The sequence below is a fragment of the Pseudomonas sp. UBA5666 genome (genome assembly GCF_002420785.1).
GTDB lineage: Bacteria > Pseudomonadota > Gammaproteobacteria > Pseudomonadales > Pseudomonadaceae > Aquipseudomonas > Aquipseudomonas fulva.
This window is the reverse complement of the sequence record NZ_DIIQ01000014.1, coordinates 181,319-195,134: the sequence shown is the minus strand read 5'-3', so window position 1 is coordinate 195,134 and position 13,816 is coordinate 181,319. Positions and strand designations below refer to the sequence as shown.

The following is a 13,816-nucleotide window of genomic DNA, read 5'->3' as shown; positions in this document are numbered from 1 at the left end:
CGGCTCGTCCGGCCTGCCTGGCCATAGTCTTAGGTGATGCCTGCAAGCCATGCACAAGAAATTGCTTCCGTCCATGATGTCGCTGCAGTGCTTTGAGTCCACTGCCCGTCATGCCAGCTTCACCCTCGCTGCCCGTGAACTGAACCTGACGCAAAGCGCCGTCAGCAAGCAGGTCGCTCAACTTGAGCAAATGTTGCAGCGTCGGCTGTTCAATCGGTTGCGTGGCGGCTTGCAACTGACCGCCGTGGGCGAGCTGTACCTGAGCGAAGTTGGCAAGATCCTGAGCCAAACGGACATCTCGACGCGCTTCATCCTGACGTTCGATGGCCAGGCAGAAACCTTGAGAATCGCGACCCAACCGACATTCGGCTCGCGCTGGCTGATTCCTCGGCTGCCGGCATTCAGCGCAGCGTATCCGCACGTGCGGCTAAGCGTGCGCAATGAACTGGAGCCGTTCGACCTGTTACAGGCCAAGGCGGACGTTGCATTCTTCTATGGGCGTGGCACCTGGCCCGGCGCCCAATGCGTCGAGCTGTTTCGCGAAGACGTCGTGCCCGTGTGCGCCCCTGCCCTGCTGCTGCACCGGCCGCTGAAGGCTATCGATGACATTCACAGCCATACGCTCTTGCAGTGCGTTTCGCGACCCGAGGCGTGGCATGACTGGCTGGGTGCTCAGGCGATGACATCCAGAAACAGCTACAGAGGCCCGCAGTTCGACACCTTCGACCTGTGCATTCGCGCAGCGATCGCAGGGTTGGGTGTGGCCTTGGTACCCAGGTTCATGGTGACAGAAGAACTGCAGCGCGGCGCCTTGCTGATTCCGCTGCACTACTATGCACCCAGCCCGGATGCTCACTACGTGGCCTATGCGACCCAGAGCCACGATTCACCGAAGATCCGCAACTTCGTGGACTGGGTGTGCGAGCAGACGTCTTGAGCGGACCTGCGTCCGCGCCTCATGCACCCGCATGAGCGGGAGCTACCACTTGTCCGCCATGTAAAACATGCCGCCACCCAGCGCGGTCAGGAACAGCCCGCCCAGCACGTCTGTCAGCAAGGCCTCGCCATGAATGTACGCTTCGATTTGAGTGGCAAGAAACAAGACGGCCAATACCAGAACCACGGCCGATACGCGGCGCTGAATCTTGAACCTGGATTTTTCGGGGCCGATCCACCACATGCGCATTTTCCTTGAGCGGGTTGAGTATTGAACCTTAGCTACATCACCAGCCGTTGACCAACGACCAGGTGTGAACGCCGCTGGCCAGTGTCTTGGCTCGGAAGGTAAACACACTGCGCCAGCGTAGTATCACAAGGTCGTCATAAGGTAAGCCGCGAAGCCCTTGGCGACGCGCCAAGGCTTCAAGGCGGACAGGTGGTCGAACACTCGGCTGGAGTTGCCTGCCAGCCCTGCAAGCACAAGGTAAACAACCCACTTTCGCAGCGCCCTTGAGATTTTTCTTTTCATGACTCGAAACAAAGGGTGCGCCTCGGGAAAATCCTACCGCTTGAAGCGAAAAAGCCCAAGATCCAGTGCGCAGTTGATCCAAACCGCGCCAGCATTGACCAGCTCCCTTTGGCTGCTGAGCACTGGAGAAAATCGCGGGCATTAAAAAAGCCCCGCAACCCAAAGGGCTGCGGGGCTTTCGAATGGTGGAGGCCGAGGTCGGAATCGAACCGGCGTAGACGGATTTGCAATCCGGAGCATAACCACTTTGCTACTCGGCCTCAAAGTCGGGATCTAGCGGCTTACACCTCGCTATCTCCCCGAAACACTGCGCCTTTAAAGCGTGCTGCGTTTCGATGGGCGCCATTATGTCTACATTCACGTAACCGTGCAACCCCCTGAACGAAAAAAAATTTCAGCAGGTTCAAGGTGTTAGCGCAGACGGCCAAGTTTGCTCCATAACCCTACCAGCGTATTCTCCACGGTGCCGCTGGCCGCCATGCCAATGCGCTCCTGCAGGCTCTTGCGCTCTGCGAAGTGCAGGTGGAACAGGTTGGCACTGCGCGCGCGTTCGCTGAGGTATTCATCGCTGGTCTGCAACGTGTCCACCAGCTTGCGGTTCAGGGCTGCAATGCCCAGCCACACTTCACCGGTGGCCACTTCATCGATGTGCAGCTGGGGGCGGTAGCGGGCGACGAAGTCCTTGAACAGTTGATGCGTGACATCCAGGTCTTCCTGGAACTTTTCCCTGCCCTTTTCGGTGTTTTCACCCAGCACGGTAAGGGTGCGCTTGTACTCACCGGCAGTCAGCATCTCGACATCGATGTCGTGCTTCTTCAACAGGCGATTGATGTTGGGCAACTGTGCCACGACGCCGATGGAGCCGAGCACCGCAAAGGGTGCGCTGATGATCTTCTCGCCGATACAGGCCATCATGTAGCCGCCGCTTGCAGCCACCTTGTCGATGCATACCGTCAAGGGGATGCCGGCCTGGCGAATGCGGGCCAGCTGGGAGGCAGCCAGGCCATAGCTGTGCACCAGCCCGCCCCCGCTTTCCAGACGCAGTACCACCTCGTCTTGAGGGGTGGCGAGGGTGAGCAGTGCGGTGATTTCGTTGCGCAGGCTTTCGGTTGCAGATGCCTTGATGTCGCCATCGAAATCGAGCACGAAGACCCTGGCTTTTTCGTCCGCCTTGACCTTGCGGGTTTTCTTCTCGGCCTTGGCCTGCTGCTTGCGTAACGCCTTGAGCTGAGCCTTGTCGAACAGGCCTGATTCCAGCCGCTCGCGCAGGTCCTTGTAGAACGCATTCAAGCGGGTAACCTGCAATTGCCCACCCGGTTTGCGCCGCCCTTTACCGCGCAAGCCGGCAATGGCCGACAGCACGATGAGAACAGCGATGACCAGGGTGGCGGTTTTGGCGAGAAAGCTTGCGTACTCGGCAAGAAACTCCACGGTGACTCCTTCGATAGCTGCGCCAGAAGGCGCGTGAATGGTACAAGCATACCGGTGCACCCCAGGCGCTGCCAGGGGATGTAAACGCTGGCAACACCTTTCAAACGACCTTTTCAAACGCTTGTATGTTTTTTCGTTGACAGCGCTGTGCACCGCACCCTAACCTCGGCAGCAACCTTCAACAGCGGAAGCGTTCGTGGGCAACCTCTACCTGATTCGACATGGCCAAGCCTCCTTCGGCGCACAGGACTACGACGTGCTGTCACCCGTTGGCGTGCGCCAGAGCCAGGCGCTAGGTGAGCACCTTGCCCAGCTAGGGATACGGCTGGAGCGGTGTGTGGCGGGCGATCTGCGCCGCCAGCAAGACACTGCCCGCCTGGCCCTTCAAGCGATGCAGGCCGGTGGCAACGCCGTGCCGGCTGTTGAGACCGACGCTGCATTCAATGAGTTCGACGCCGATGGGGTGATTCGCGCGCTGTTGCCTGGCTTGTCGATAGACGAGCCCAACGCGCCAGAAATCCTGAGCAACGTCACGCATCACCGCAGCGAATTTCAGCGCCTGTTCGCACTCATGGTGCAGCGCTGGCACGCAGGCACCCATGGCAGCGACGAACTGGAAACCTGGGAAGCGTTCACTGCCCGCGTGCGCGAAGGGCTGAACCGCGTGCTCGACAATGCAGGCAATGGCGACAACATTGCCATTTTCACCTCCGGTGGCACCATTGCCGCCTTGCTGCACCTGGTTTCAGGCATTACCCCGGACCAGGCATTTGCCTTGAACTGGCAAATAATCAACACGTCGCTGAGCCAATTGAAGTTCAAAGGCCGCGACGTGGCATTGGCTTCTTTCAACAGTCAAGCCCATGTGCAACTGTTGAGGACGCCGGCGCTCATCACCTATCGGTGAGCCCGGCCTGTTGTGTCCCTGCGGGGACGTGAAAATCACTCTATAAGGAATGCGCCATGACCTCCGTAGCTGATGCCGTCAAAAAGATGCAAGAGAAATTCAACCCATCCGCTGCCCAAGGCCTGGACCTGGTATTCGGCTTCAACATTACCGATGAAGACAAGCACTACGCCCTGATCGTCAAGGACGGCACCTGCCAACTGCAGGAAGGCGAGAACCCGGACGCCAACTGCACGTTGGTGATGGACAGCGAAACGCTCAAGGGCATCGTCAGCGGCGAAACCGACGGCATGCAGGCCTTCATGGGTGGCAAGCTGCGCGTGGAAGGCGACATGATGCTGTCGATGAAGCTCAGCGAACTGTTCCCGTCCTGAGCAGCATCCCTGGATGACCCTGAACCGAAGCCCACAAGGCTTCGGTTTTTTTTGGTCCGGCGTTTGTCGGCACGGCAAGCATCAAGGGCATTGATCGACCAGCAACACCCCGGCCAATGGCGACCTGGGACGCTTGTCCCAACCAAGCGCAAGCATTAGATTGCAAAATAGTCCGCGTGATCGAGAATAAGGAAAACCCATGACGCTCACCGACGAGTCTACGCAAGTACGTTCCGGCGAAGAGCTTGACCTGGCAGCCATCGACGGCTATCTCAAGGCGCACATTGACGGCCTGGCCGGCGCGCCCGCCGTCAGCCAGTTCCCGGGTGGCGCGTCCAACCTCACTTACCTGGTCAAATACGCCGATCGAGAATTGGTCTTGCGCCGACCGCCGTTCGGGCAGAAAGCCAAGTCGGCGCACGACATGGGCCGTGAGTTTCGCATTCTCAACCAGCTCAACAATGGGTTCCCCTACTGCCCCAAGGCTTATGCGTACTGCACCGATACCCGCCTGATCGGCAGTGAGTTCTACGTCATGGAGCGCGTCAAAGGGATCATCCTGCGCTCGGACATTCCCGCGGCACTGAACCTTGACGCTGCACGCACAACGGCCTTGTGCAAAAGCTTCATCGACCGCTTGGTGGACTTGCACCGTGTGGACTACAACGCCTGCGGCTTGAGCGACCTGGGTAAGCCCGACGGTTACGTGCAGCGCCAGATAGAAGGATGGGCCAGCCGTTACGACAAGGCCATGACCCCCGACGCCCCGCGCTGGGAGCAGGTCAAGACCTGGTTGCGTGAGAAGATGCCTGCCGACCACGCCACACCTGCCATCGTGCATAACGACTATCGGTTCGACAATGTCATCCTGGATGCCGACAACCCGATGTGCATCATTGGCGTACTGGACTGGGAAATGGCCACGCTGGGCGATCCTTTGATGGACCTGGGCAACAGCCTGGCGTACTGGATTCAGGCAGACGACCCGGCGCCAGTACAACTGATGCGCCGCCAGCCGAGCAACGCTGCGGGCATGCTTACCCGGCGCCAGTTCGTGGACTATTACGCCGAGCGTGCAGGCATCGACCTGGACAACTTCGATTTCTACTACTGTTACGGCCTGTTCCGTCTGGCCGGCATCGTCCAGCAGATCTACTTCCGTTATTTTCACGGCCAGACCCAGGACAAGCGCTTCGCCCAGTTCATTCACATGAACCGGCTGCTGGAGCAGATGACCTTGCAGGTCATTGCCAAGTCGAGCCTCTGATCACCAACGCACCTTACGACCACAAGGGACCAGCAGCATGCCGCAGACCCACCTGTTCGACCTTCAGGGCAAGATCGCCTTCGTTTCCGGGGCCAGCCGAGGCATTGGCGAGGCGATTGCACACGTGCTGGCGCAGCAAGGCGCACATGTGATCGTCTCCAGTCGCAAACTCGAGGGCTGCCAACACGTGGCCGATGCCATCATCGCGGGCGGCGGCAAGGCCACGGCAGTGGCGTGCCACATCGGCGAGCTGGAGCAGATCCAGCAGGTATTCGCCGGCATACGCGAGCAGTTCGGGCGGCTGGACATCCTGGTGAACAATGCCGCGACCAACCCACAGTTTTGCAATGTGCTGGACACAGATCCAGCGGCGTTCCAGAAAACCGTGGATGTGAACATTCGCGGCTATTTCTTCATGTCGGTGGAAGCAGGCAAGCTGATGCGCGAACATGGCGCCGGCAGCATCATCAACGTGGCGTCGATCAATGGCGTATCGCCTGGCCTGTTCCAGGGCATCTACTCGGTGACCAAGGCTGCAGTGATCAACATGACCAAGGTGTTTGCCAAGGAGTGTGCGCAGTTCGGGATTCGCTGCAACGCCTTGTTGCCGGGCCTGACCGACACCAAGTTTGCATCGGCATTGGTCAAGAACGAGGCTATCCTCAATACCGCGCTACAGCAGATCCCGCTCAAGCGCGTGGCAGACCCCAAGGAAATGGCCGGGGCTGTGCTGTACCTGGCAAGCGACGCCTCCAGTTATACAACCGGGGCGGCGCTCAACGTCGACGGTGGCTACCTGTCCTGATCAGGTTTTGACGGCTGTCAGGGTATAACTCAGCGGCAGGCGAGCGGGTTGCTCGCGCAACCGCCACTCCCCGTCCGGGCCCTTGTCCATTTGCCCCGGCAGTGCCTCCCACGGCACGCTTTGGTGTTCTACCAGCGCTGTCAGCTGCAACCCGTTGGCCATCAACGCGGTGATCAGCTCGCCCAACCCGTGGTTCCACTCGTGGGTCTGGGTGTTGGCCAATCGCTGCGAGGTGGCCACATAGGTCTCGTCGCTCTGCCATACGGTTGGCTGCTCGCATTCGAAATACGGATAGTCGAGCTGCAGGCGGTCCTGATGGCCTTCATTGACCGCCCACAGCATGGGGTGCCCCTCGCGCAAGAAAAGCCGGCCACCGGGTTTGAGCAGGGCTGCCACGGTGTGTGCCCACGGCGCAATGCGCGGCAGCCAACACAGGGCGCCGATGCCGGTATAGACCAGATCGAACGTGCCTGCCGGTAACACCTGGGCTGCGGCGTACACATCGGCCTGATGGTAGTCGATGGGCGTAGCGCACAGGGTTGCCAGGCGCCGGGCCTGCGCCAGGGAGGCCGGGGAGAAGTCCAGGCCGCACACATCGGCGCCCAGCCGGGCAAGCGAAAGCGTGTCGGTGCCGATGTGACATTGCAGGTGCACCGCCCTTTGCCCCTCGATATTGCCCAGCATCGGCAGGTCGAACTGAACAGTCTGTGAAAGGTGCGCAGGGCGTTGGACGTACTGATCGAACTGGTAGTCCTGCGAGGCTGCGTGCAGCGGTGCGCGCTCGTCCCAATTGGCTTGGTTCAGCTGTGATGAAGGGTTCACGGCGACATCCTTGATGGGTAATGGGGCATGCTAGCGGCCGATGCCACACACCTGACAGCGTTCGGATGCTAAAAAGTGTAAAGCCCTGGCTCGCCCCTTGCCCGTCAAAGACAGGTTGCAGCCGCCGCCCGGCGCTGCAACGAGACGCCGTTGTCGTTCTGGGTGTAGTAATCGACACGCGCACCGCCGTCCTGCGGGTAGACATCGACGAACGTTTCGGCCTCGCGGGTATAGACGGTAAAGCCACCTTGCTTGCGCGGCTCCAGGTAGCCGCTGGCGTCCTGGCCGAACACACGCTCTTCCTGCCACCCGTACTGGATGCACTGGGCAACGCGTTCAGGCGCCTTGCGCGAATTCATGTGCGTAGTGGGTTGGCCGCTACGGGCCGCATCCATGGTCGCAGAAGCACAACCGACCAGCAGCACGGCTGCGGCCACGGGCAGAATCACACGCATGGTCCATCCTCGAAATCATTTAAGAAGGAGGCGACTCTAGCACTGGCATGCACGAGAGTGAATTGTGGCGCGACTTTCGCTGTCTTAGCACAAACACCACGCAACAAGGAAACCGCCATGAAACTGCACTACCTGCTCCTCGCTGCCCTGCCCTGCCTGCCCATGGTCGCCACTGCAGCGACGTCTACCGACGATAGCGTGCAGAATTCGGCCACCCACAACCGTGAACTGAAAGAAGGCGACAAAGCCCCGGATCAATACAAGCGCGACAATGAGGCCATCAAGGACTGGAAAGCCAAAGGCCTGCCGGCACCGGAGAAGGAAAGCCATTGGGTGAGCATGGGCGATCGTTACGTCCTCGTACAAACGACCAATGGCGTGGTCCTGGCCATCCGCACCAAATGATCCATTGCTCGGGCGGGTGCCAGGTACCTGACACCCGCCCGAGCACCCGCGTCGTTCCTCCCCGATAAACACTGCAATACATCAACACCTCGTTCACGCTCAGGTGGCACACTACCGGCTATCGTTCATGTGCCCTGTGTGAAGGAACACCTTTCCCGATGAATCTAGAGCTGACATGGGTGCTGGCCCTGCTTGCCATTGTCGTCGTGCTGTTCATCATCAACCGTCCACGCATGGATGTCGTGGCGCTGCTGGTGATCGTGGCATTGCCATTGTCGGGCGTGCTGACGATCGAACAGGCGCTCGCAGGTTTCAGCGACCCGAACGTCGTGCTGATCGCTGCGCTGTTCGTCATCGGTGAAGGGCTGGTGCGCACTGGTATCGCCTATCGCATCGGTGAGTGGATGAGCGAACGGGCGGGCAACAGCGAGGCCCGACTGTTGGTACTGCTGATGGTCGCGGTGGCCGGCCTGGGCTCGGTCATGAGCTCCACGGGAGTAGTGGCCATCTTCATACCGGTCGTGTTGAGTATTGCCGCGCGTTTGAAACTCTCGCCCAGCCGCCTGATGATGCCGCTGAGTTTTGCCGGCCTGATCAGTGGCATGCTCAGCCTGGTGGCGACCCCGCCCAACGTGGTGGTGCACAGCGAACTGGTACGCCATGGTGAGCAAGGCTTCTCGTTCTTCAGCTTCACGCCCTTTGGCTTGGTGGTACTGGTGCTGGGTGTGGGCTACATGCTTCTGACCCGACACTGGCTCAATGGCGAGGTGCGCAAGGATGGACGTGTCGAAACCCGGCGGACCCTGCTGGACCTGGTTCTGGACTACAAACTCAATGGTCGTGAGCGTCGCTTGCGCATTCGCCCCCAATCACCGCTGATCGGCCATACCCTGGGCGAGCTGGAGCTGCGTACCCGCCACGGGGCCAATGTCATCGGCATCGAACGTCAACACAAGTTCACCACACGCGTCATTTCGCCTGATTCCAATACCGTGCTGCACCAGGGTGATGTACTGCTGCTGGATCTGTTTGCCAGCCGCGACGATTTGCGCAGCCTGTGCCAGACCATGCAACTGGAACCCTTGCACTTCAAGGCCGCCTACTTCATCGACCAATCGCAGGAGGTAGGCATGGCCGAGGTGTCCCTGCCACCGGGCTCGCAACTGATCGGCAAGAGCATCCTCGAGCTGGGCTTTCGCTCACGCTACGACCTCAACGTGGTGGGCTTGCGCCGGGAGCAGGCGGCCGTGCAAGACCAGTTGGTCGAAGAAAAGCTGCGCCTGGGCGACACCCTGCTGGTGGTCGGGCCGTGGAAGGCGGTACGCCAGCTACAAGGCAAACCGCGCGATTTTCTGGTGTTGAGCTTGCCGGCCGAGATCGACCTGGTGGCACCTGCTCGCCGGCGCGCGCCCCAGGCGTTGTTGAGCCTCGCGGTGATGGTTGGCCTGATGGTCAGCGGCGCGGTGCCCAATGTCATGGCAGCGTTCATTGGTTGCCTGTTGATGGGCGCAGGCCGTTGTATCGACATGAACAGCGCCTACCGTTCGATCCATTGGCAAAGCCTGATACTGATCGTAGGCATGTTGCCATTTGCCCAAGCCTTGCAGAAAACCGGTGGCATAGACTTGGCCGTCGGGGCGCTGGTGAATGTGCTGGGCGACGCCGGGCCCAGCGCCATGCTGGCCTGCCTGTTCACGGTCACGGCAGTGATCGGGCTGTTTATCTCCAACACTGCAACCGCAGTGCTGATGGCACCGGTTGCCATCTCGACCGCAACGCAGCTGGGCATGTCGCCCTACCCCTTTGCGATGACAGTGGCGCTGGCGGCCTCGGCGGCCTTCATGACGCCGGTGTCTTCGCCGGTGAACACGCTGGTGCTTGGCCCTGGACAATACCGATTTGCGGACTTCGTGAAGATAGGGGTGCCGTTCACGCTATTGGTGATGGGGGTCACGGTGGTCATGGTGCCGTGGTTCTTCGGGCTGTGAAGTAGGCGGCATACGCAAAAGCTTCGAGCGGGGCAGATTGACATCAACTAGCCGGAACAACACACTGATGCGCAATTGCCCCAGGTGCGTTCAGCGGTCGTCCTGGATATCGTTTCCGCTTGCCGGTCGAGCCCATGGTTTTTCCAGCCCAATCGCGCTTGTTGCCCTACGCCGCACTGTTCAGCCTGACCTTCGCGCTTACCATTGGCGGCATTCTGGCTCGCCCGATCGAATCCCTGTCCTTGTTCTGGCCAGTCAATGCCGTACTGGCAGGCGTGTTGCTGCGCTATCCACGCCAGGCAACTGTGGCTGGCTTCGTGTTGATGTGGTTGGCCATGGTTGGCGCGGACCTGCTCTGTGCGAGTGCCCTGGGGCCGGCGCTGTGGTTCAACCTGTGCAACATGGGCGTCGTGGTCACCGTTTGGCAATTGCTATCGCGCTTGCCGCGCCTGCATCGGCGCATGCGCACGCCCCACGGGGTGCTGAGTGTGTTTGGCGCATGTGCAGCCGGGGCCTCGGTGGCTGCGAGCCTGGCCTCGGTGATGGCTGCCCCCTGGTTCGAACAGTCCCTGCGCAGCACGTGGCTGGCGTGGTTCAGCGAGCAGTTTTCCACCGCAGTACTGGTGCTGCCGGTGATGCTCACCGCACCGGCCGCGCGTACCTTGCTGCGTGGTGGGAGCCAAAGGATTCGCCTTGCGCCCCTGATGGTCATGCTGGTGTCGCTGGCGTTCAGCATCGCGTTCGGCGGCCCCGGCGCCATCGCGTTTCCGATCGCAGCCCTTTTGTGGTGTGCTTGGACGTACTCGCCCTTCCTGGTTTCGTTGTTGACGCTGACAGCCGGTAGCACGTTGATCGTTGCCGTTGCCCAGAGCCTCATGCACTTCAGCGTGCCGCAGAGCGAGTCGGGTGTAACGGCGCTGATGTCGGCGCGCCTGGGCATCGCCATGCTGGTACTGGGGCCGCTGGTAGTGGCCTGCGTGACCCAGGCCAATCGCAGCCTGCTTGCGCGTTTGGCGCACCAGGCCACCACCGACCACCTTACGGGCACTTTGAGCCGCAGCGCTTTTACTCGGCGTGCAAACGCGCTGCTGGAGAGTCGTCAGCATCAGCAATTCCTGCCACTGACGCTGATGATGCTGGATATCGATCACTTCAAGTCCATCAACGATGCCCACGGGCACGCCGTTGGCGACCAGGTGCTGCGCCAGTTCGCCGATGCGTTGCAGGAACAGTTGCACAGCGGCGAAGTATTCGCGCGCATGGGTGGCGAGGAGTTCGTGATCATCGTGCCAGGGCTTGCACCGGACAGGGCGCAATTTACGGCCGAGCGCCTGCGCCGTGCCGTTCAGGACCTTCAGGTGGAGCAAGCCGGCCAGCGCTTGCAGATCACCGTCAGTATCGGTCTGGCAGGCTGCGACGAAGGCATGCCGACGCCAGACCTGACCACACTACTGGCTAGCGCCGACAAGGCGCTTTACCTGGCCAAGGCGAAGGGACGCAATCGCGTGGAGCAAGCTGAGCCGCAGCGTCGAGCCATCTGAGGCTTCTGCTGCGCGCTCACTGAAGTCAAGCAGCTTCACCCGGCAACTCGAGATCATCGCCGGTCCATCAAGCCAGTTGATAAGGCGGTTTGGGCAAAGAGAATGTGTGACGGCTCCGCTCGATTAGGCAGTCCAAAAGCCAGACGAAATGTTGCTCAATTTCTGCTCAATTTAACGGAGCCCGCCGGGGGCTTGGGTTACAGCACGTTATCCACAGACCTACCCACTTTTTCTGTGGACAGATTTCCCAGCCTGGAGAACGACTTATCCCACTTCGACCATTGAACAGATGCGCCGGACAGATCGGCGGCTGTGCTAACGCCGAGCCTGAAGACTGACTGGGGATAGCGCTGGAATGCGGCGCAAACGACAAGCCCGCCTGGGCACTGGAAACCCGGCGGGCTGAAAAGGGAAATGGTCATGCCATCAACTGGGAGGAATGGTCCCCAGCAGCCCGATCATGATGGTCAACAGCAGGAAACCACCCAGGAACAGCGCCAGCTTGCTCATTGAAACCTCGACAGTGTGATACGGAATGACGTTATTTTCCGTTCTTCACTGATATGGTTACAGATTCAGGTTTGTAGAAAAAAAGCAGATCAGATCAGGAATGGGCGCCCCACGTAGCCGTCCACCGTAGCGCGGGGTCGTTTACCTTCACATCAGTTGCTGGAGCTTGCCGACAGGTAACCACCCCAGCTCCCCATCACCATGACGACGACACCATAGCCAGCCGTTGAGCAGGCGCAACCGCTCAACCAACTGGCCTGGTTCCACATCCAGCTCGTGGGCGCAATAGTGATCCAACGCCCTACCCTGATTGAAGTCCAGGCGCTCGATAAGCTGCTCCGGCACCCAGCCTGGCTCCTGGCCCGTGCAACTGCACAGGTACCAGTCCTGCATGCCCGGCTCACTCTCAAAACGCGGCCCCACTTCCAGCAGCGTGCCTTGAGCGAAATGCAGAGGGCGTCGGTAGGCACTGCGATGCCGCTCGATCACGATGAAATGCACAGGCCTCTCCTTGGCCGGAAACCTTCGAGCCTAGCAGAAGCTGCAGAAGTTGCTGCCTCGCAGCCTCTTTGTAGGAATATGTATCCCGCGATGTAGGAGGTTTCCTTAGACTTCGTTCTCGCTGTATGAAAGATCAGTTTATGAGGTGGAACTGACCTGTTACGGTCAGCCTTTCCTACAACAGCAAGGACGCTATCGTTAAGAGAACTCTATGGACGACTACAATGAGCCGGCGTTGAGACTTCAAAAAACCCTGTTGAACCTGCGCCGCGAGCGAGACAAGCTCAAAGGCGAAGGCAAGTACGATGAGGCCAGCGCATTGGCGGTATCGATAGCGCGAATCGAAACCACGCTGGCACAACTGCCGGCGGCGTTTAAGCCTGACACACTGCAATAGCCCCAGCGGCCTCGGCCCTTACGAGGGGCGAGGCTGCCTGTTTCCAAGGCTCACAGCTGACATTCGATACTCGCGCGCCTTCAAACAGGCCTATGTTGACGAACGATTCAAAGACCTGCGGCCGATCCAATCAGCATTTTCTTGATCCAGATCAATACGAAATAAATTGTTACCTAAATAACCCTGCACAATGACCATAAGAACAGGCTCGCGGTGTGCTGAAAACCATGGCAATTGAGCGATCCAACGGCGAACTACGCCGTTCGTAAACTGCTTATGTTTATTCTTAAAGTTTATTGCTCAAGGTGCCGATAGCTGTTTCAACGAGAGGGCTGCAGCCTTATTACCACGGTCACCCTGCTGGACTTGCTTAGCCTAGCAAGCATTGCTACACCAAGGAGCTACACATGTATTTTCGGAACTTGAAAATTGGCACACGCGCGGCTGTCATCTTTACGCTGGTCGCCCTCCTCGTACTGATCCTGGGGCTGGCATCGTTGTACCGCATGCACACGATGGACAAGGCCACTGACGAAGTGCGCACCGAATGGTTACCGTCAATCATGCTGCTGGACGAGGTCAGCATGAACCTGGGCCGCGCCCGAGCACTGACCTTGCGCAGCGTTCTGGAAGAAAGCCCCAGCGCCAGGGCCGCGACACTGGACAAGATCGCGGACATCTCCAAGCACTACCAGGAACAAATCAAAACGTACAAGGCAACAGCGACAGAAGAACGAGACCGGGCCCTGTACGACGCATTTCTGGCCAGAAGCGAGACCTACCATAGGTTGCAGGACGCAATTCTTGACGCTGTACGCAGGAACGACATTGCAGAAGCGACCCGCCTGGTCAACGGTGAACTGGCCAACTACGCCGACGCAATGATGAAGTCGCTGATCGAGCTGACCCAGTACAATTCCAACGGCGCAACCAACGCCTCCCAGA

General features: G+C 59.6%; 14 protein-coding genes, 1 tRNA gene and 1 pseudogene. 10 read left to right on the top strand and 6 right to left on the bottom strand.

Annotated features, from left to right (window positions below; all coding sequences use genetic code 11):
* Nucleotides 1–49: 49 nt before the first annotated feature.
* Nucleotides 50–937 (top strand): LysR family transcriptional regulator, encoded by an 888-nt coding sequence (locus B2Y33_RS08785; RefSeq protein WP_027916136.1) that lies wholly within the window; start codon nucleotides 50–52, stop codon nucleotides 935–937.
* 42 nt (nucleotides 938–979) lie between these two features.
* On the opposite strand, the gene B2Y33_RS08780 is transcribed toward B2Y33_RS08785, so the two are convergent.
* From B2Y33_RS08780 to sohB, 3 genes are all read right to left on the bottom strand, one after another.
* On the bottom strand, nucleotides 980–1,180 hold the full coding sequence (locus tag B2Y33_RS08780) for a hypothetical protein (RefSeq protein WP_027916137.1): 201 nt from the start codon (nucleotides 1,178–1,180) through the stop codon (nucleotides 980–982).
* A gap of 474 nt (nucleotides 1,181–1,654) precedes the next feature.
* Nucleotides 1,655–1,728 (bottom strand) — tRNA-Cys (locus B2Y33_RS08775).
* Nucleotides 1,729–1,879: 151 nt separating this feature from the next.
* Complete coding sequence (sohB, locus tag B2Y33_RS08770; RefSeq protein ID WP_027916138.1) at nucleotides 1,880–2,899, bottom strand: protease SohB; 1,020 nt, start codon at nucleotides 2,897–2,899, stop codon at nucleotides 1,880–1,882.
* A gap of 196 nt (nucleotides 2,900–3,095) precedes the next feature.
* On the opposite strand from sohB, the gene B2Y33_RS08765 reads away from it, so the two are divergent.
* The 4 genes from B2Y33_RS08765 (at nucleotide 3,096) to B2Y33_RS08750 (ending at nucleotide 6,252) form a co-directional block, all read left to right on the top strand.
* Entirely contained in the window at nucleotides 3,096–3,806 is a 711-nt protein-coding gene (locus B2Y33_RS08765) for a histidine phosphatase family protein (protein WP_111475612.1), read from the top strand.
* Nucleotides 3,807–3,862: 56 nt separating this feature from the next.
* Entirely contained in the window at nucleotides 3,863–4,180 is a 318-nt protein-coding gene (locus B2Y33_RS08760; protein WP_027916140.1) for an SCP2 sterol-binding domain-containing protein, read from the top strand.
* A gap of 199 nt (nucleotides 4,181–4,379) precedes the next feature.
* Nucleotides 4,380–5,447, top strand: coding sequence for a phosphotransferase family protein (locus B2Y33_RS08755; RefSeq protein ID WP_028686509.1), 1,068 nt, complete (start codon nucleotides 4,380–4,382; stop codon nucleotides 5,445–5,447).
* Nucleotides 5,448–5,484: 37 nt separating this feature from the next.
* Complete coding sequence (locus B2Y33_RS08750; protein WP_059183849.1) at nucleotides 5,485–6,252, top strand: SDR family oxidoreductase; 768 nt, start codon at nucleotides 5,485–5,487, stop codon at nucleotides 6,250–6,252.
* On the opposite strand, the gene B2Y33_RS08745 is transcribed toward B2Y33_RS08750, so the two are convergent.
* Both B2Y33_RS08745 and B2Y33_RS08740 read right to left on the bottom strand, forming a co-directional pair.
* A complete protein-coding gene (locus tag B2Y33_RS08745) occupies nucleotides 6,253–7,074 on the bottom strand; it encodes a class I SAM-dependent methyltransferase (protein ID WP_027916143.1) in 822 nt (273 codons plus the stop codon).
* A gap of 104 nt (nucleotides 7,075–7,178) precedes the next feature.
* Nucleotides 7,179–7,529, bottom strand: coding sequence for a hypothetical protein (locus B2Y33_RS08740; RefSeq protein ID WP_023535507.1), 351 nt, complete (start codon nucleotides 7,527–7,529; stop codon nucleotides 7,179–7,181).
* Nucleotides 7,530–7,646: 117 nt separating this feature from the next.
* On the opposite strand from B2Y33_RS08740, the gene B2Y33_RS08735 reads away from it, so the two are divergent.
* The 3 genes from B2Y33_RS08735 (at nucleotide 7,647) to B2Y33_RS08725 (ending at nucleotide 11,463) form a co-directional block, all read left to right on the top strand.
* Complete coding sequence (locus B2Y33_RS08735) at nucleotides 7,647–7,934, top strand: RcnB family protein (protein WP_027916144.1); 288 nt, start codon at nucleotides 7,647–7,649, stop codon at nucleotides 7,932–7,934.
* 158 nt (nucleotides 7,935–8,092) lie between these two features.
* Nucleotides 8,093–9,922: an SLC13 family permease gene (locus B2Y33_RS08730; protein WP_206405394.1), complete on the top strand. Its 1,830-nt coding sequence runs from the start codon at nucleotides 8,093–8,095 to the stop codon at nucleotides 9,920–9,922.
* 119 nt (nucleotides 9,923–10,041) lie between these two features.
* Nucleotides 10,042–11,463 (top strand): GGDEF domain-containing protein, encoded by a 1,422-nt coding sequence (locus B2Y33_RS08725; protein WP_027916146.1) that lies wholly within the window; start codon nucleotides 10,042–10,044, stop codon nucleotides 11,461–11,463.
* Nucleotides 11,464–12,120: 657 nt separating this feature from the next.
* Here B2Y33_RS08725 and B2Y33_RS08720 read toward each other — a convergent pair.
* The gene (locus tag B2Y33_RS08720) at nucleotides 12,121–12,474 is read right to left on the bottom strand and encodes an SH3 domain-containing protein (protein ID WP_206405395.1); all 354 of its coding nucleotides are present in this window, start codon (nucleotides 12,472–12,474) and stop codon (nucleotides 12,121–12,123) included.
* A 211-nt stretch (nucleotides 12,475–12,685) separates the two neighbouring features.
* Between B2Y33_RS08720 and B2Y33_RS08715 the strand changes: the two genes are divergently transcribed.
* The gene (locus B2Y33_RS08715) at nucleotides 12,686–12,871 is read left to right on the top strand and encodes a hypothetical protein (protein ID WP_027916148.1); all 186 of its coding nucleotides are present in this window, start codon (nucleotides 12,686–12,688) and stop codon (nucleotides 12,869–12,871) included.
* Nucleotides 12,872–13,278: 407 nt separating this feature from the next.
* Nucleotides 13,279–13,809, top strand: a pseudogene (locus B2Y33_RS23230) (MCP four helix bundle domain-containing protein); the annotation flags it as partial.
* Nucleotides 13,810–13,816: the final 7 nt, after the last annotated feature.